At 69.7% G+C, this 19,057-nt stretch carries 13 protein-coding genes; 9 read left to right on the top strand and 4 right to left on the bottom strand.

Annotated elements, in window-relative coordinates; all coding sequences use genetic code 11:
• The first annotated feature begins 1,041 nt into the window (after window positions 1-1,041).
• From BIV25_RS39895 to BIV25_RS53725, 9 genes are all read left to right on the top strand, one after another.
• Entirely contained in the window at window positions 1,042-2,142 is a 1,101-nt protein-coding gene (locus BIV25_RS39895; protein ID WP_177235587.1) for an AAA family ATPase, read from the top strand.
• An 84-nt stretch (window positions 2,143-2,226) separates the two neighbouring features.
• Entirely contained in the window at window positions 2,227-4,068 is a 1,842-nt protein-coding gene (locus tag BIV25_RS39900) for a VWA domain-containing protein (protein WP_071377463.1), read from the top strand.
• A gap of 184 nt (window positions 4,069-4,252) precedes the next feature.
• On the top strand, window positions 4,253-4,729 hold the full coding sequence (locus BIV25_RS39905) for a hypothetical protein (RefSeq protein WP_071377464.1): 477 nt from the start codon (window positions 4,253-4,255) through the stop codon (window positions 4,727-4,729).
• Window positions 4,730-4,773: 44 nt separating this feature from the next.
• Complete coding sequence (locus BIV25_RS39910) at window positions 4,774-5,220, top strand: hypothetical protein (protein WP_071377465.1); 447 nt, start codon at window positions 4,774-4,776, stop codon at window positions 5,218-5,220.
• A gap of 1,112 nt (window positions 5,221-6,332) precedes the next feature.
• A complete protein-coding gene (locus BIV25_RS39915; RefSeq protein WP_256257119.1) occupies window positions 6,333-11,240 on the top strand; it encodes an RICIN domain-containing protein in 4,908 nt (1,635 codons plus the stop codon).
• A 110-nt stretch (window positions 11,241-11,350) separates the two neighbouring features.
• Entirely contained in the window at window positions 11,351-11,659 is a 309-nt protein-coding gene (locus BIV25_RS39920) for a hypothetical protein (protein ID WP_071377466.1), read from the top strand.
• Window positions 11,660-12,492: 833 nt separating this feature from the next.
• Window positions 12,493-13,173, top strand: coding sequence for a hypothetical protein (locus BIV25_RS39930; protein WP_071377468.1), 681 nt, complete (start codon window positions 12,493-12,495; stop codon window positions 13,171-13,173).
• A gap of 109 nt (window positions 13,174-13,282) precedes the next feature.
• Window positions 13,283-14,122 (top strand): hypothetical protein, encoded by an 840-nt coding sequence (locus BIV25_RS39935; protein ID WP_079177192.1) that lies wholly within the window; start codon window positions 13,283-13,285, stop codon window positions 14,120-14,122.
• A gap of 367 nt (window positions 14,123-14,489) precedes the next feature.
• Window positions 14,490-14,624 carry a hypothetical protein gene (locus BIV25_RS53725; RefSeq protein ID WP_256257120.1) on the top strand — a complete coding sequence of 45 codons (135 nt, stop codon included), beginning with the start codon at window positions 14,490-14,492 and terminating at the stop codon, window positions 14,622-14,624.
• A 358-nt stretch (window positions 14,625-14,982) separates the two neighbouring features.
• Here the strand turns inward: BIV25_RS53725 and BIV25_RS39940 are convergent, their stop codons facing one another.
• From BIV25_RS39940 to BIV25_RS39955, 4 genes are all read right to left on the bottom strand, one after another.
• Window positions 14,983-15,861 carry a helix-turn-helix domain-containing protein gene (locus tag BIV25_RS39940; RefSeq protein WP_071377469.1) on the bottom strand — a complete coding sequence of 293 codons (879 nt, stop codon included), beginning with the start codon at window positions 15,859-15,861 and terminating at the stop codon, window positions 14,983-14,985.
• A 370-nt stretch (window positions 15,862-16,231) separates the two neighbouring features.
• The gene (locus tag BIV25_RS39945) at window positions 16,232-17,107 is read right to left on the bottom strand and encodes an extensin (RefSeq protein ID WP_256257121.1); all 876 of its coding nucleotides are present in this window, start codon (window positions 17,105-17,107) and stop codon (window positions 16,232-16,234) included.
• On the bottom strand, window positions 17,104-18,042 hold the full coding sequence (locus BIV25_RS39950) for a bifunctional lytic transglycosylase/C40 family peptidase (RefSeq protein ID WP_071377470.1): 939 nt from the start codon (window positions 18,040-18,042) through the stop codon (window positions 17,104-17,106). Before BIV25_RS39950 ends, BIV25_RS39945 begins: the two co-directional genes overlap by 4 nt.
• On the bottom strand, window positions 18,039-19,028 hold the full coding sequence (locus BIV25_RS39955) for a replication-relaxation family protein (RefSeq protein ID WP_071377471.1): 990 nt from the start codon (window positions 19,026-19,028) through the stop codon (window positions 18,039-18,041). The genes BIV25_RS39950 and BIV25_RS39955 overlap by 4 nt, the downstream gene beginning before the upstream one ends.
• Window positions 19,029-19,057: the final 29 nt, after the last annotated feature.

Below are 19,057 nucleotides of genomic sequence, written 5' to 3' on the forward strand. Positions count from 1 at the left end.
GATCCCGAACACCACGACGAGGGACACGACCGCCCGCCTGGCACGGTACCTCGCCGACCTCGGCCTCGAACCGGAGCCTGCCACCCAAGCGCTCGTCTCACCTCGGAGCCACTCCCGCCAGACACGGTAAATTTCCAGTTCACTGCGCCTGCGCGTGGCATTGCTCGGCCTGGTGACCGGTTGGCGTCCGCCCTGTCGTATCCGGCGTCGTATCCGCCGTCGCTTCTGCGTGCGCACTTGGATGCGACGCCCCCGGCCTACCGGAAAGTGCAGGTCAGGGGCCCTGCGAGCCACCGGTCGGCGAGGGCGACTGTATATCGGTGCAGCAACGCATCCCGATCTCCACCAGCCCGGCGGCCCGCCTCCCTCCTCGCGTCCCGTCACTTCCGTCCACTCGCCTCATGACCGCAAGTTTGCTGTTCATCTGCTGCTTCACGTCATCTCTCGCCTGAGCCGGCATCCGGGCGGGGCTGGCTCGTGCGAGGAGCCGGTTCCCAGGCGCCGGTGAAGGCGCCCCGGCCCGGTCCACGCCTGCAGGCGGATCCCGCGCGCACAGGTGAATGCGCGGGTTTCGCACGGCCCGTGTGACTGTGCTTCGGTCGTCGGTGCCGCAGGCCACGACGCCTTGCGTCGTCCAGTCCAGAATTCCCCTGAAATAGCGTCGTGAATTTACGAGAATTCCAGCATTATCGAGGCGGAATCCGGCTTCAGGTGGGGCGCCGGTCGAGCTATATTTGAATTGTTCCCGGGAAGGCCGGGAAAGGGGAATCCCTCCGATGGGGTCCGCCCGAAAACGGATGACGGGTGGAGTGTACCCAAAGGGCGGTCATTTCTGAATTCGAATAAGCCGGTTCTGGTCAAGCAGTGAAAGGAATTCGCCTGATGACGAGCCCTGCGGCGCCCGCCTCTGCCCCCACACCCGCACCGTCCGCCCCGGTATCCGGGCAGGCGGCGTCCGGCCCGCCGGGTACACCCGCGCCCCCGGCGGGACCCCCGCCCGGCCCGGTCGGCAAAGCCCGCCCGGGCGAACTGCGGGCGAGGATCGCGAAGATCCTGGCCACCAACCCGGGCACCGGGTTCACGGTGACCGAGCTGGCGAAGGTTCTGGGGCATTCGGGCGGGGCCGTCGGCAACGCATGCGAGACACTGGTGTGCCGGGGCGAAGCGGAACGGGCAGGGGACAAACCCCGTACCTACCGGGCGACTTCCACGACGGACGCCGCAGCCCGGCAGACCTCGGCCCCTGCTCCCGCGCCGAGCCCGGCCCCCTCGCTGCCGCACCAGTCGGCCAGGCAGGCCCCAGCCCAGTCGGCCGGGCAGGCCCCAGCGCCGCCGCCCGGCGGACGGCCGGAGCCGATCACCCGGCCGAACGGCCAGAAGTACCACCCCAGGGCGTTGGCGCAGCTACCGGATGTGGAAGCGCTGCGCAGGCTGCGCGAGGCTCAGGTGGCGGTGCTGTTGTACGGCCCGCCGGGCACAGGCAAGACCTCACTGATCGAGGCGGCCTTCCCGGACCTGGTCACGGTGGCCGGGGACGGCGACACCACGGTCGGCGACCTGATCGGCGAATACACCCAGGACTCAAACGGCGGCTACGAGTTCGTCTACGGACCCCTCGTCACCGCCATGCAGGAGGGCCGAGCCCTCCTTCTGGACGACGCCACGCTGATCTCCCCGAAGGTACTGGCCGCCCTGTATCCGGCGATGGACGGGCGCAGGCAGATCCAGGTCAAGGCACACAAGGGCGAGACGGTCACCGCCGCCGACGGTTTCTACGTGATCGCCGGACACAACCCCGGCGTCCACGGGGCCGTACTGACCGAAGCCCTCTCCAGCCGGTTCAGTGTGCAGATCCAGGTCGGCTCCGACTACGACCTGGCCGCCTCCTTGAAGATCAACCGCGCGGCCGTACGCATCGCCCGCAACCTGTCCGCCCTCCAGCAGGCGGGCGACATCGGATGGGCGCCGCAGCTACGGGAGTTGATCGCCTTCCAGAAGATCGCCGACGTGCTCGGCGCCGAGACGGCCTTCGCCAACCTGGTCGGCATCGCCCCCCTGGAAGACCGCGACACGGTCGCCGAGATCGTCACCAAGGCCACCGGCCGCCCGGTCACCGCCCTCGCCCTGGGCCGCCAGCTCTGACACATCCCCCGGGGCCAGGACACATACCCGGCCCCGGGCACCCACCCCGCCCACCGGCGCCTTTCTGGAAGGGACCCAACCGGCATGCCTGCACCCGCTCACCTCCTGCCCACCCGCCCGGCCGTCACCGACACCGAACAGGCCCTGGCCCGCTGGGAAGACGACGGCGGCCCCGCCTACGAGGCCACGCCCCGCCCGCAGGACACTCACTGGCTGCGGATCGCCGCCGCCCTGGCCGAACGGCTCCCGGAACTTGCCGGGCGCGACGACGTGATCGTCACCTGCGAGGACCAGACCCGCTCCGGCGCCCCGGCCGCCTTCTTCCCCGCCACCGCCCAACTGGAGATCGACCGGGCCCTGTTCGCCCCCCTCCACCCCGCCGCCATCAACCCCAACCAGGCGGGCGACGAGAACAACTACCCTATCGCCTGGGGCGTGTTCACCCACGAAGCCGCACACGCCGCCCACAGCCGCTGGTCCACCCCACTACCCCTGCGCGGCAGCGCCCTCGATACGGCAGCCCAGCTGCTGGAGGAGTCACGGGTCGAACACGCCCAGATCACGCGCCGCCCCGCAGACCGGGCACACCTGCGGACCGCGATCCAGCACATGGTGATGGCGGACTTCACCACCAAGGGCCCGGCCGACCGGTGGGAGGCGGCCGGGGCGGCAGGCCTGATCCTGGCCCGCCGGGACGCCGGAATCCTCGACCCCGACGAGACCGAACCCCTCCACCACGCCGTACACCAGATCCTCGGCGAGGACACACTCGCCCAGCTCCAGATGATCTGGACGGCCGTGCACGCCACCGCCGACGACGACGCACCCGCCATGCTGGCCCACGCCCGCGCCTGGTGCGAAGTACTGGGTGCAGCACCTGATCAGCCCCGACCGACCCCGGGCCCCAGCAACGGCCACGGCAACGCCAGCGGCGGCGGTGAGCTCGCCGCTGCGGTCGGGAGGGTCACCGCCACGGTCGCGGCCAACGAGGCCACCCAACGAGCAGCCCAGGCCCGGATCACGGCCGCCCGCACCTCCCGGACCCGGGCGAAAACCACGCAGGCTGCCCAGGCGCGGCACGCGGCCGGTATCGCCGAGAAGGTCTTCGGCCCCGGCAAACGCCCCTACACCCCCGAAAGCCAGCGAACCCGGGGCCGAATCGGCCGCGCCGCCTCCCCGGTGACCGGCACCCGCCCGCCCACGCCAGCGGAGAAGGCGGCGGCCGGGCGCCTCGCCCGCGCCCTGCGCCAGGCGGCCTACCGCGAACGCACCACCACGGTCACCGCCTCGGCCGTCCCGCCCGGGCGCCTGAACATGCGCGGCGCCCTGGCCCGGGACGCACAGAAAGCGGCCGGTGCCCTGCCCACCGCCCAGCCCTGGATCCGCACCCAGCGCCGCCAGGGCCCCACCCCGCCCCTGCGCGTCGCAATCGCGGTCGACGTCTCCGGCTCGATGAGCGCCGCCGCAGCCCCGATCGCCTCGGCCGCCTGGATCGTCGCCAAGGCCGCCGCCCTGACCGACCCCGACTCACGCACCGCCGCCATCGCCTACCGCCGCGCACTGACCGCGATCACCCAACCGGGCCGCGTCCCCTCGAAGGTGACCGAATTCGACGCGGACGGCGGCGGGCACAGCCTCGCCGAGGCCACCGATGCCCTCAGCGCCGCCCTCGACCTCACCACACCGGGCACCGGCCGACTCCTGGTGATCGCCTCCGACGGCCACTACCGCCCCGACGAGGCCGCCCGCGCCGCCGACCGCATCACCGCCCTGCGCACAGCCGGGTGCGCGGTGCTGTGGCTCGCCTTCGACACCGACCCCCACCCCCTGCCCGGCGCCACCCTCCTGGAACTCACCGACCCGGCCCAGGCCGCCACCGCGATCGGCCAGGCCGCCACCGCCGCCCTCGCCGCAACCACCGCCTGACCCGCCAGGTGGCGCCCCCGGCCCCGCCCGGGGGCGCCACCCAGCCGCACACCAACCACTACGCAGCTCAGCCAGGCACCGGAACCCACGCCCAAACAGCAGCCCGGCCGCCCGCCCCTACGCCGCGAGCCGCCTCCACCCCAACCACCCACCCGCCACGACCGCGAAGGAGACCACAACCGCCATGACCTCACTCGCCGAACGCGCCCACGCCGCCGCCGTGTTCATCCGCCACAACACCGCAATCAGCCCGCACGGCCCCTACCGCGGCGGGGAACACGCCCGCACCGCCGTACGACTGGCCGCCGCCCTCGGACTCGGCCTGGATCAGATCACCACCGCCCCCGACTGGCTGCGCCGCCGCACCACCCCCGGCGAACCCGTACTGGCCACCGCCACCTGCCCCGACACGAACGAGAAGTACCTCTTCCTCGCACGCTTCCCGAACTACGACGACGAGGCGTTCGAGTTGCTGGGCCCGTGCCCCGCGTGCTCCGGCCAGGTCCCCCTCGCCGAAATCCGGCACCTCGCCGACCTCGGCACGTATCTCGCCCGCCCGCCGCACACACCCGAGGACCTGCCCTCCACGACGGCACTGCCGGACACGTTCACCGGCGACCAGGGCCATGCGAATACCTGCCACTACGGCGAAATCCTCTGACACCCCACCATCGCGCCCCCCCCGAACAGGAAGGACCGTCCACCATGACGAACCGCACCAGTCGTATCCGAGGCAGCGCAGCCCGGACCAACGCGCCTGCCGCACCCGCTTCTTCAAGCACCGACCCGCAGATCAGTCCCGGGCCGGGTACCCAGGCCGTCCGGGCCGTCCTCGGCGAGGACGGCTACCGGCGCCTGGCCGACCAGAAACTGCAGCGCGGTACCGCGCTCGGCGCGCTGGCCGGCCTCGTCCAGGACACCTCCCGAGAGGCCGACCGGCTCCACGGAAAACTGCGCCGCCACGCCGCCCAGGTACGCGACCGCCTCGGCGACGCCCTCAACCCCCACGGGGATCCGGCCTTCGTCCCGGTCACCGGCCTGCTCACGAGCAGCGGCCACGCCACCGACCTGCATGCCGCACGGTTCGCCCAGCAGATGAACCAACTCGCCCTCGTCCTGGACAGCTACCAGTCCGCCGTCCGGCACATCTGAAGCGTGACCGACCGCAGTTGACCACCCGGGGCCCGCGACCGGGCCCCCGCCCCATCCTCCACGACCCTCCACCGGTGGGCCGATGCCACGGCACCGGTCCACCCCGGTCCAAAAGAGCCCCTACACCATGCCCGCACCCGCAGCCCCACAGCATCACCCGCTCGTACACCAACTCCTCCGCCGAGCCCACACCCTCCTCGCAACGGCTGACGACGGCCGGGACCGCCGCTCGCCGCGCTGCTGGCCCGTGTGGCGGAGCGCCTGCCGGCCGAGGACCACGCCGACCTAGACGCGCCCACTCTCGCCTGGGCCGTAGCGGAGGCCGCCGTATAGATAACTGGCCTGCACCCGTACCCCCGTCAGCCTGCTGGACCCGCACTTGACGCACCGACTTGGGGCCCTCGTCAAGCTGCCCCACACGCGGCACGCACCGGCCTGCTCGCGGCGGCCGTGCGCCACACCGACCCTGTCCCGGACATTCCTGCGTCGCCCGCCCCCAAGCTTCCTCGCCCAGGTCCGGAGCCTTGCGGCCCAGCGCCGCGTGGCGGGTCATTGCTCGTGTCCGTGCAACAACGGCGGCTTCTGCGGCGGCTGCGGCCGGGCACGTTGAGGGGGCGGCGATGAACTGCGCCCGGGCGTGATCAGGGGCGAAAACCGGCCATCTCTTGTCGGTTGATGACTCCCCTTTTGCCATTCATGCGCACAGGAACTCCACAAAGAGATCGCGGAATCTCCTTGCGGGGGCGGACTCCTTCTGCCTTCTCCGGCAGCTGATCAGGCTGGCAGTTTCAGGCCAGCATCTTCGCTCGCCCGGAAGTGAACATCTGTACGGCAGATCTGTGTATGCGTAGGGTAAAGCCGCGCCTGACCGGATCATGACCAATCCGTGTCCGTGCGTGTTGACCAGCGGCCGGGGGAACAGCGTCGCTCACGGGGAGGGGTAGCACCGTCATGCCGTAGTACCTGCCGTCTGGACGCCCGCAGCGTCCGTAGATCGCAACGCGTACGGGATCCAGCCCACCTGGCATGCCGTCAGGAACGAGCCCTGCCGCTCCCTGTTCTTCGGCCTTCTCCCGGCCCGCACTTCCATGAACGCAGAAAGGGATGCTTCTGTGCACCCCAGACCTTGGTTCCGCCTGCCCGGAACACGAAGACCACGGAGACTGCCGTCCGCCGTCACCAGTGTCACGGCGCTGGCCGTTCTGGCCGGACTCGCCATCCAGCCCGGCTCGGCCGGGCCGGTGGCCCCCGAGCCGGCCGCCGACTCCTACCCCTGGTACCAGGACACCACGGCCGAGCAGCTGCGGCAGGACCAGTGCCTGATGACCGACGTGCTGCGGCTCGGCGGCCCGACGATGGCCGCGACTGCGCAGGACGGCCTTAACCAGAGCGCCGACAAACTCCATGTCCTGGCGGACCGGAAGAACTGGGAGCAGACGCCGCTGGCCGTCGCGTACCAGAAGGACCGGGACGCGGCGAGCAAGGAGATGGACGATCTCTCTGCTCAGCGGGACGGATGGAAGAAGCCTCTCGACGGTCTGGCGACCCCCGGCGGTTTCACCGACGCAGCGTTCCACTGGCCGCCCGACGGTGAGCAGAGCTTCTACAGCCGGACCGGTCTGAGCACGTGGGTCGCCAGCCGGTTCTGGAAGAGTGACAGCGACTTCTACGAGGACGCCACTCCGGCGGCCGACACCGCCACGCTCAAGGCCGTCGACGCCGTGGGCACCCCGCTCTACGGCAAGGACCCGGACCCGGCGGGCATGTCGCAGCAGGAGTGGAACCGGGCGCTGGCCGAGCGCAGCGCGTTCCAGTGGATGCACGGCGGCCCGGCCACGAACGCCGGCGCGGACGACGCGCGGGTCTTCCTGTCCTCCGGCGGCTTCCCGCGTACGGCTCCGCAGCCGGGTACGCCGGAGTACCGCATCGCGGTGGAGGACGTGAAGTCCCGCTTCGCGGGCTGTGGTTGGCGTGATCCGCTGGACCCGGACAACGTGCTGGGCGATGTCACCTCCACCGCGGCCGCCGAGTGGCAGCAGGAGGTCGCCTCACAGGCCACCCAGCGCAACCAGATCCTGGACGCGAACAAGAGCGCGGTCGACGCCCTGACCAAGGGCGCGAAGGCGCTGAGCGGCATGCTGGGAAACTCCTGGGTCGCCGACCATCTGACCCGCTGGCAGGACTACTGGAGTCCTGGTGGCGTCGGCTGGATCGGTGACTCCTCCCTGGTCATGCGGGTGGAGGCGGCCAAGGGCAAGTGCCTGGATGTGCAGGGCAGCGGCACGGCCAACGGCACCCCGGTGCAGGTCTACACCTGCAACAACAGTGCCGCCCAGGAGTGGAAGTTCTGGGGTGCCTACGACGGCGGGTACGCCCTGTACAACACCAACGCGCGCAAGTGCCTTGACGTGAAGAGCGGCAACGACACCAACGGCACGAAGATCCAGCTCTGGACGTGCAACGGCTCCCCGGCGCAGCAGTGGCAGCTTGATGTCCGCGCCGCCGGCGAACTGAAAAACGCCGCCACCGGCAAGTGCCTGGACCTGCACACCTTCGACAACGGCAACGACACCCAGCTGTACACGTGCAACGGCACCGACGCGCAGAAGATCCGCGTCGTCCCCCAGGGCCACGACGGCACCGACAGCCTGTCGTACCCGGACAAGGCCCAGTTCACCAAGGCCACCACCGGCATCACCCTGGCCCAGACGGGTGCGAAGAGCCAGCTTGCCGTGCTCAAGGCGGGGTTGGCGTCCGCGCAGAAGGCCGCGACGGCTTCCGACAGCGCACTTCAGGCCGCCTACGGCATCGCGGACGCCAATGGGGCGCCGCGGGGCCGCGGTCTGCTGGTGGGTGAGCAGAAGGCGCAGGTCACCCGGGGAGCTGCCGCCGCGCTCGCGGCGATGGAGAAGGCGGGTGAGACGGCCGAGGCCGCCACCCGCGCCTCCGCCGGTGACAGCGCGACCATCGCCCAGCGCGCCCTGGCGCAGGCGGCGCAGTCGAAGGCCGAGTTCCGCAAGGAGGCTGCGAAGGCCGCCGAGGAGGAGGCCAAGGCCGCGGCCGACGCGGCCAAGGTCCACCGGGACAACGCCAAGAAGGACAAGGAGACCGCCGAGGCCAAGCTCGCCGACGCCGTGAAGGCCGAGGGCGACGCGAAGGCGGCTGCCGCCGACGCGCACGCCAAGCGGCTGGACGCACAGGCTCAGGAGAAGACGGCGAAGGCGGAGAAGGAGACGGCCGCCGCCAAGCAGGCCGAGGCCGCCGACGACAGGAAGAACGCCGAGGCCCAGGCGACCCGGGCCAAGGACGCCAAGGACAAGGCCGACACCGCAGAGAAGACCGCCGAGGGCAAGCGGGACGACGCGAACACAGCCCGCGACAATGCCAAGGCCAAGCGCGACGACGCCTGGGACGCCGAGCAGAAAGCGGACGCGGCCCGCGCCAAGGCCGATGCCAAAGACGCCTACGCCGACTCCCTGGATTCCGGGGACGCCGCAACCGCGGCACGCGCTGCCGCGAACGACGCGGACAAGGCGGCCACCGACGCCGAAACCGCGGCGAAGAACGCCCGTGCGGCCGCGGACGCCGCCACCCAGGCGGCAGCCGACGCCGACGCCGCGGCCACCCGCGCCGAGGCCGCCGCCAAGCGGGCACGCTCGGACGCGGACGCCGCGCAGGCCGACAAGGCGAAGGCGGACGCGGCGGTGAAGACCGCCACCAGTGCCGCCGCAGACGCCATCAAGGCCTCCCAGGACGCCGCCACCGAAGCCAAGGCCGCGGTCAAGCTCGCCGACGAGGCCGAACAGCACGCCAAGGACGCCAAGACCCAGGCCGACGCGGCCAACACCGAAGCCGGCAACGCACTCACCGCCTCCGCCAAGGCCGCCGGCTACGCCCATGTCACCGCCCAGGCCGCCGTGGACGCGGGCAAGGCGGCCGAGAAGGTCGCCGCCCCCGCCAACGACGCCATCCAGCTCGGCTCACCGTACGTCGACACCGACGCAGCAGCCGTCCTGGTAGTCCTGACCGGACAGGCCTCGAAATCCATCGCCGACCAGCAACAGGCCGTCGCCGACGCCCACGCCAAGAACGCCGCCGCCGAGGCCGACGCGGCCAAGAACCTCGCCGACCAGGCCAAGGGCGACGCCAAAGAGGCCTACCAGCACGCCGCCAACGCCGCCCAGTACGCAGCCGACGCCCGCACCTATTCCAAGGAAGCCCTCGGCTACGCCGCCGACGCCGCCAAGGCCGCCTCAGCAGCCGCCGCGTCCCTGGCCCGCACCATCGACTACGACCAACAGGCCGCCGCCGACGCCGCAGCCGCCGACACCGCCGCAGGAAACGCCGAGGGCTACGCCAAGGACGCCCGCAACTCGGCCGATACCGCCGCACTCGACGCCGACGCCGCGCGTACCGCGGCCGCGCAGGCCGAGCAGGACGCCAAGGACGCCCGCGCCGCCGCCGACCGCGCCGACACCGCCGCTACCGAGGCCGAACAAGCCGCAAAGGACGCCGACAAGTACGCCAAGGAAGCCCAAGAGGCCGCCGACAGGGCCGAGAAGGCCGCCAAGGGCAAACAGATCGAAGCCGGAACCGTCCCCGACGGAAGCGGCGGCTCCATCGGCAACATGTTCTACGTCATCGACCACATCGAGAAGGTCGGTGACCCGGAGGTCGTCAGCAAGACCGACGGCTGCGAGCACTGGTGGAACCACCTCGCCTACACGGGCAACTGCACGATCACGGCGAAGCTTCCGTACAAGGCCGTCGTCGACCTCTATCTGTGCAGCGCCGAAGGCATCGATCCGCAGAAGTTGATGTGCCCCTCCGGCGCGACGCATTACCTCCAGACAGTCAAGACCGACGTACTTTACGAAAAGGTCACCCACAACATCACGATTGCCGAGTGGCAGGAGGGCGTCGACCCGATCGACATCCTCTTCGGCAGTTGGATCAAGTGCGCCCAGAAGCTCACCCCCGGTGGTGGGAGCGGAAGCTGGAGCGGCTGCGGCTGGGCATCCCTGGACGTCGCGAGCCTGTTCGCGGGCAAGATCCTTCGGCCCATCGCCGACGCGCTCAAAGCAGCAGACGTGGCCGCCCGTACCGGGATCGCGTTCACGGACGCATGGAAAGCACTGCGCGCCCTCAATCTGCCGGAAGATGCTGTCGCCGGCATCTTCAAGTCACTTGGCCAGAGACTGCGTGGACTCTGCCTGAAGAACAGCTTCCCCGCTGCGACACCCGTACTGCTCGCCGATGGCTCGGTCAGGCGCATCGACGCGGTCAAGGTCGGCGATCGACTGCTCGCCACTGACCCGGACGCCGGTACGACCGGCCCCGAACCGGTCACGTCGACGTTCTCTCACTCGGCAGACCGGCTCCTGCAGATCTCCTTCGCTGACGGCGGACGGATACTGACCACGCCGGGACACCGGATGTATGTTCCGGGCCGGGGCTGGGTGCACGCCTCCAGCCTGCACAGGGCAGACTCACTCCGGACTCCGACCGGTGCTCTGCACAACGTGGTCGGTATCCGCCCCGTGGCCGCACCACAGCAGGTGTGGGACCTGAGCATCGCCGACCTCCACACCTTCTACGTGCTCGCGGGCCGGACTCCCGTACTGGTCCACAACGTCGACTGCCCCGTCTACTATGCGGAATACCCCAGTGGGGCCTCGATCGTCGCAGACATCGACAAGGACGGTCTCTTCGGGCTCGCCATCGAGGCGATCAAGGACGCACCTCCCAGAGGCAGCGAGATGTTCAACGCCGCACTCGCACATTTCGGCGACGCAGTGAAGGGCATCAAGGGATACTGGCAGGACGGAGGTACGCTCAGCGACAATCTGAACTCCTTCAATGCGGCTGTACGGGGCGGTGCATCGCTCGAAGAAGCGGCACTGAAGGAAACGTTTACGGGAAAGATGGCCGCACGAGCAGGTTTCACTAAGGTGGAGATAACTGAGCTCAGAGGAATGCCGGGTCACTACACAAACGTGGGCGTGACCTTCCGTCGTTAGGTCACCGGCCCACGGCATCCACGGCTGAAGGAAACGCGTTGGGGCGGGTACCGCGAGGCCGCGTCCCGCCCCAACACCGTCACGCGAAAGATCGGAAAGTCGGACACGAGATGAATGAGATGGAGATTCTTGTCGACGAGCTGAAGGCGGCTCACGCTGATGGAAAGGACGCGATAGAACTCGCATTGCTCGCCAGAGACAAGCTGGGTGCAGGGTTCAGGGCCGTCCCTTTCATTGCCTGCTTCCGTCTCGCTTTTGACATACCGCTGCCCGTTCTGCAGCGGGCGCAAGCATGGGAGAGGTTCGGCTTGGGGAGCGTCCACATTTCCGACGAGGAGTTCACGAGCCTTCTTTCACCATGGCTCACCATGCGTGAGGAGCCTTCGGGATCCGAAGGACGCATCGACCGAACCGACTGACGTCGTGCCGCGGGGGCGGGCGGGGAAACCGCCCGCCCCCGCGGCACCTCCCGGGCCGCACCCCCACGTGACGCGCTCTCGTCGTGGTTCGAAAGGGGCTGGAACGAGAGCGGCGCAGACGACCATGTCCGGCAGGTCGCGGCCGCCGACGACAGCGCGCAAACCCCGGATTCGGCGGCGGCGTTGCTGCTCGCAGACGTGCACCGCCTGCTCGGCTCCTGCCTGCGCGTCGGCGACCGCCTACGCATCCCGGAGGGCTCCGTCCAAGCGGTGACCGCCCTCCTCGATCGCCAGGGCCTGACTCCGTGTACGGTCTTCGAACCTCACGGTCGACGACGTGCATACCTTCTTCGTACTGGCGGGCACCGCACCGGTCCTTGTCCACAACTGTAAGGTGGCGTTGGGGTGGCAGAACGGTGGGAAGCTCGACGAGTGGGCCGCGCTGCCCGAGAACAAGTTCACCACTTTCTCCAACGTGTCCCCGAGGGACTTCGCACGTATTGCGGAAATGGCCATCGCCGACCCGAGTATGACGCTGCACATCAACATGTCGGGACTGGCCGACAAGGGAAACTTCATCGATGCTGCCCAGCGTGGCCTGACGGCCGGTGAGGCCGGACGGGCCACAGGTTACGAGATGTCTGTGATCGTGAGGGCGCTCGCCAATGGTCAGCGCCCGTGGAGTTCGATCAAGTTCTACTCCCCGTCGGGTCCAGGTGGAGCCATGCGACTGGATCCCCCGACATCAATGCCGGACCTATCGGTGCTGAAGGGAGACCTTGCCCCCGTGAAGGGTTCGGTCATCGGTTACTGCCACTGCCGAGGAGTCGAATATGTGTACCTATCGGACGGGCCTGTACCCGGACGTGACCGCTGCGGGCGGCCTTGGACCGGCTATGAAAGAGGCGGCGGAGCTGCACGGATGCGACACCGGGCTACCGCCTTGGGAGTCCGACGTCATCGAAACGGCGAGGGGCTTCTTGTCGGTCCATACTGCGACCGAGGAGCGTCTGTTCCGGCTGCGTGTCCTCCTTGCCGGGTTCGCCGAAGGGGTTCCCGGATTCGCCTGGGAGATCGGCTCGACGGGCGACCTCGGATTGCTCGTGGAGGCGGTCGCTGCATGGCGGGAAGGAATGCCTCTCGACAAGTTGAAGGCGAGATTCGAATTCTTGGAGCTCGATGAATTCGCCCGGGCGATCGAAAGCGGAGAGCCTACCTCTTTGCAGTGGTCCGGCCTTCTGTCGTCCGACTTCCACCGGAGACAGTGGAACCTTCTGCGTCGCCTCCATGCGGATGAGGTACTGAGGAACATGTTCCCATCGATCACGCACGGTGCCGTCCGCCTGCGTGTGGATCCGTTTCCGTTGCCGGACGGAACGAAGCGTCAGGTCCTGGTGCATGAGCTGGACGGAGAGCGTTACGAGGTCCGCCTTGGGCTGCCCGGGGCGGACTGGGTCGAGGTGCCGACCGGTGATCTGACCGCCTACCTCCGAGCTGCCTTGAGCCAAGAGTGATCTCGACAGATCGATGAAGTCGAATCCCCGCCAGGTAGTCCCTGGCGGGGCTTTACTCCCCGAGCGGGAGGGGCAGAGCGAGGCGACCGCACCACGTGACCGGCCGGGGATGGGTCCGTGGCAGGTCTACGAGCTGACCGTCGACGGCCTGCACACCTTCTACGTCCGTCCCCGGGGTGGGCATTCACAGAAGGCGCTCGACAACTGCCTGAAGCTGGAGGAGGGCGTCGACCAGGCTCACACGCTCGGGGAGCAGGTGAATCGCACCGACGAGCAGATGGCGGGTGACGAGGAGTTCATCTTGGACATCGGGCTGAGCTGGCTCGCGTCGAGGTCCGAGTACCCGGTATGGCTCTCCGAGGAGGACCACGCCAGGTTCGTGCCCCAGAGCGGACCCGTGGACGTCCAGCTGAGTCTGGTCGAGGGGGCCGGCGACCTGGCGGACCGCACCATCATCATGCAGATCGGTGAGGACGTGCGCAGACTGCTGGCTTCCCCACTGCCGGACGAGGTGCTCCGCACCGTGTGGCTGGGAACCACGAAGGCGTACTTCGACCCCGCCGAACACGGCCTGACCGGACGGGAGTGGATGGCGCGGATCGAGCAGGCCTGGACCGCGGGCATCCGCAAGGCCGACTCCGCGTTCGTCCCGCCCCCGCCACAGCCTGTGACGGACGCCGGGCTGCGCAGGCGCGTGCTGGAACAGATCGGCGCTGTTTCCGACGAGCTGGAGCGTGCCTCCACCGGCGGGTCGGTGCCCGGTCTGGTTCCCGCACTGGAACGGGTTGTCACTGAAGCCTGCGCGGATCTCGGGTTCCGGCTGTTCCTGAGGGCAATGAAGGCGTACTTCGTGGCGATCGACGAGGACCGCTGCGAAGCGTTCGTCGTGCTTGGCGAACGCTTCAGCTACCCGGAGTTCCTCGTGGACGACAACCTCAACGTCACGTAGCACCAACACTGCCGGGTGCCCCAGGCCCCGCCGAACCCGGGCCGCAGGGCCCCGGGCTCGGCAGGGCCTGTCTCCCTGCCCCTGCCGGGACGCCGTGCACCGGTGCCCACGTGACATCCCATCGTGTGTGTATGCCAGGCTGACAGACCAAGAAGCAGCAATGAGCGACGCCGACGCCATGGCCACTCTGCACTCAGCCAGTTCGTCGGTGACACCCGGCAAGGCTCGCAGGTCGTCTACGACAGCCAAGGGGTGTTGGTCATGAAGACGCCGTACAACATCCATGCCTATCAGTACGCCGCCAAGCAGTTTGAGGATGGCGTGCGCAGCGGCCGTAGGTGCTGTTGCACTCGGGAGGTCGTACACCGTGAGAGTCACACCGTTCATGCGGCGGGAGGAAGGCGGGTTCTCCGTGCGGTTCGCCGGGGCACAGCGCGACCTCCTCGCCGGGTCGCTGCTGTGGCTCGCCCATAGGCGGGTGGCGAACCGGCACTCGTGGTGACGCTCGGATGCCGCAGACAGCAACTGGAGGCGCTGCACGGCAGGGTCAAGAGCGGTGAGCACCCCTTTTCGCGACTGCACCCGGTTGCACCCTCGCCGATCATTCAGATGAGTCGGCCCTGCTGCCCGTTGCGCCTCTTCCGGTGCCGTTACGCGCCCATAACAAAACGCCCGATCAGGCCTGAATCCCGCCAACGGCCGACGAATTGCTTCTGACGAGCGCCCTGAAGATTCAGCCAGGTCGTTACCGTAAGCCTCACTCTGTCCGTCGCCACCAGCTTGATGCGCGACACTCGCCCAGCAGCCAGACTGGGTCCCAACTCCCTTGGGACCCAGTCTGGTTCGGTGCCTCCGGTCGACTACACGTTGCCGTCCGGCGTTGCCATGCGGTAGGTGCGCGGCCGGTCGCTCACCTGCTCAGCGATGTTCTCGATGACGAGCTTGACCAGGGCATTGGCGATCGCACCCGAGGACTTCTCGATCACACGGCTGATGCCCGTGGCCGTGAACGCCTCGCCGGGATGCGCCGACAGGTGGTCGATGACCATCTGACGCAGCCCTCCGGGTGCGAGCCGCTGCTTGCCGCCCGGCAGGAGCACACTTCCACCGGTGCCGCCGTCCGCTGCCCGAGGCTGGCCTGAGCAGCGGGCGGGCGGCTCCTCGGCCGTCGGCGCGCTGTTGCCGTCCGCGGCGTGCGGAGCATCACCGCTTCCGCCGTCTTCGCTCTGCGTGGCCTCCGAGGGGGGCGTCTGCAGTGCTGCAGCAGATGCCGTGATGCTGGCATCTGCTTCGTCGTCGTCCGGCACGGCGGGGGTGACGGCCTCGTCGGCCGGGGCATCCTCGTTGTCCACGCCGTCCTCGCTCGGCTCCGGGGTGATGGCTGCGGCGGGTTCGGCCGGTTCGGTGTTCACGACGTCCTGATCGCTCTCGGTGTCGCTGATGGTGTCCTCACCGATGGGTGCGACACGCCAGCGGTCGGGGGTGCGGCGGGGGCCGTCGTGGCCGCCCGGTGTGCGGATGGCCAAGCCCTGCTCCTCCAGGGTGACCAGAGCCTTGCCGGTGGTGGAGCGGCCCAGGCCGGCGGCGAGGGAGAGTTCGGCCGCCGTGGCCACGTTGTCACCGGTGAGCTTGATCAGCTCAGCGTAGATCGCGGCGGGGGCGCCTGGCAGCCCTGTCAGCGGCCCGCGGTCGGGTACGGCGTGCAGCGTCCGGGTGTTGTCGGTCGTGGCGTTGGACATGAGGGAACCTCGTTTCCGTCGGGTTCTGGGTGGGTGAGGTCCCCGGCCGGGGTGCGGACCCGCATGGTTGCGGGGCGCGGGTGGTCGCCGGGCGCGTGCGCATTGCGTGTCTCCCGGGCGAACACGGCCGAGCAGCGGGCGGATTGACAGATATCCGTGGGTCCGCTCGGTGCGGCGGCCACGACCATGGACGCTCCGCTCCGCCGCGAAGTCAAGCGAGACGGTTGTCGGCGGATCGGACCAGCTCACGAGCGGTGTCACGGACGCCGGGAACGTGCGGGCCGGGGCCCGCTGCGCCGATCGGTGAGTGGGGCTGGACAGCTCACGTATCGGATTGGTTGGAACGGACCGAACGGCCGACCAGGAAGGTTCACCCGAGCGGGGATGGAGGGTCGGGGCGGCGGGACAAGAGCTGTTCACGGATCTGTCGGGCGCGGTCGGGGCCGATGTGCAGTTCGGTGCGCAGCCGCCAGATGCTTGCCGGGTTGCCGGTGGCAGCACGGGCCGCGGTGTCCAGCGCGATGGCGCGCGGCCACACGTCGGCGTCTGCCGCTCCGCTGCCGACGGGCCGGGGTTGGGGGGCCGTGGGGCGGTCGACGGGCGTGTTGGCACGCGTGTGTGGCTTGTCGGGGGCGGCAGGCGTATGGGCTGGTTCGGGTTCGTGATCGGATCTTCCGTCCGGGGGCAGGACCGCGAGCAGATCGGGACTGGGGGAGTTGGGATCGATGCGCTGTGGGACCGATCGGTGATGGGTTGGCGTGGGTGGGCTGGCGGGGTCGGTCGGGTCGGCGGGGCCGACCGCTTCCAGGAGGTCGGTGATGGTGCGTCGGTAGGCGGCGATCGTTTCGGTCAGGGCGATCAGCAACAGGGCTGGGGTCAGGTGGAGGAGGACAGCTGCTGGATCGGCCTGGTGGGGCCAGCCGATCTGTCCGTCGGGCCACAGGCTCTCCCAGGTGTTCATGAGGGCGGCGGTGCATCCGGCACCCCAGCGCAGGGTGGTTGACCAGGCCGGTGGGTTGATGCCCCAGGAGGCGAGGCGCGCGTCGACGTACAGGACGCCGGCGAGTGCGGTGCCGATCATCGGGTCGAGGAGTACCGCGATGGGCGCGGGCACGTTCCGGCTGGTGGCGAATCGGGTGACGTTGACGGTGGTGAAGATCAGGGCGAGGACTCCTACGGCGCACAGTACTCGGGTCATGGTGCGCAGCAGGGTTACGGCCTCGTGGGCCGGGATCTTCTGTTTCACCGGCCGACGCTTTGATGTGCCCAGGGGCGGGTGGCGCCCTGGAAGGAGGAGGAATCGGTGCGGGCGGGGCCTTGTCGGACGACGGCTCCGGGGTGCGGAGCGTCGATGGCCTGTCCGGCGCCCGTGTAGAGGGCGACGTGGGTGATGGTGCGGGGGCTGTTGCCGAAGAACAGCAAGTCTCCCGGCATCAGTTGTGCTCCCCTGGGTACGTGGGGGCCGGCGTCGTACTGGGTCTGCGCTACGCGGGGGATGCTGATTCCGGCGCGGCGGTAGGCGGCTTGGGTGAGGCCGGAGCAGTCGAAGCCGCCGTCGGCCGGGCCGTCTCCTCCCCACACATACGGGGTGCCGAGCTGGGCGCGGGCGAAGGCAATCGCCTTGGCAGCGGCTTGAGTTGGGGCGGGGGCGGCGGCCTCGTAGGTGTTGGCGATCTTCAGGACCTGGTTCACGTAGGTGTCGTCGTGGTTGTAGCTCCAGATGGCGCCGCGCAGGTTCTTGGCGCTCTTCGCGCCGTTGGCGCACAGCAGTCGGGCGGCGGCGTAGACGGCGTCGACCGGGTCCCAGGGTGTGGGCGGCGTTCTTCCGCCCGGTGGTACCGGGTGGGCGTATGCCTGGAAGGTGGACGGCAGGAACTGCATCGGTCCGACCGCGCCGGCCGAGGACACCATGTCCGGGTTGCGCGCGTGGTCGGTCTCGACCTTGCCGATCGCGGCGAGGACCGTCCAGGAAAGGCCTGGGCACTCCGGGGCGGCGCGTTGGTAGAGGGCGAGCAGGTAGGCGGGGATGTCTGCCAGTGCCTGCTTGCTGGGCGAGGCGACCACGCTCCCGCCGGAGGACAGCCCGCCCAGCAGTGCGGCGACGGCGAGGGCGGGCAGCATTGACAGGGCGAGGATCGCGCAGCCGATGCCTCCGGCGGTTTTGGCGAACAGGGAGCTCACGAGTCGGCCTCGGGCGAGGGCGGGAGTGGGGGCACGGGGAGGGTGAGGGCGGTGTCGACGTCGGTCGGTTCCAGTTCGGCAGCCGGACCGAGCCGGGGCCAGCGGGTGGAGAGGTTGGTGAGGGTGGTGCGGCGGGTGTCCCCGGGTCCGAGAGGGCTCCACCAAGAGCCCCAGGGCTCGGTGGTGGTGAAGTCCGCGGAGGAGGTCGCGATGTGCAGCCCCAGTTCCCGTGCCGGGGCGGTGAGGCGGCGGCGGAGTGCCTGGTCGCGCGAGGCGGTGCAGGTGTGGATGAGCAGTGCCGGACGGGCGTCGGCTGCGGTGGCGAAGGCGGCGTAGGCGGTCAGTTTGGCCGCGACGCGTGCGAGGGTCTGGCTGCCGGTGTCGTATTCGAGGAAGAACGGCAGCTGATGGTCGCCTTCGCGCCAGTGTGCGTAGGCGTCGGGACGGACGAGGTCGCCCCAGCGTCGGGCGCAGGAACGTTCGGACAGCCAGAGCGTGAGCCCGGCGCCTGGAGTGCTGCGGCCGTGGGCGGCGAGGTGGGTGAGGAGTTCGTTGACGCCGAGGTCGTGGCCGAGGGAGGGAGAGTAGGCGATGCGGCCGGTGTGGCTGGGGCGCCAGCCGAGGCCAGCGAGGTCGCATCCGGCGTGGGCGGCGAGGACGGCGGCGCCGGCGGGGCCGAGGGCGTAGTGCTCGGGGGCGGAGCCGGTCTGAGTGAGAGGCCGGAAGGAGTCGAGGACGGCGTGCTGGTGCAGGGTGCGCATGCGGCGTTGGGCGGAGCGCAGGGAGGTGTAGGCGAGGCTCGCGATCTGATGGGTGGTCAGGACGCGGTGCTCATGGAGCATCCGAGCCAGCCACAGGTCACGGGCGGTGAGGGTGCGGGTGAGTGCGGCGACGTCGGCGTGCCGGGCGGGGCGTGGGCGGGTGGTGGCGGCGCGGGCGGTGTAGCGGGAGCCGGGGCCGACGGCGGGGCGGGGGAGTGCGGGCATGAAAGGTCACCACCAGGAGGTGCGGGCGA

The sequence above is a fragment of the Streptomyces sp. MUSC 14 genome (assembly GCF_001866675.1).
In the GTDB taxonomy this organism is placed as follows: Bacteria; Actinomycetota; Actinomycetes; order Streptomycetales; family Streptomycetaceae; genus Streptomyces.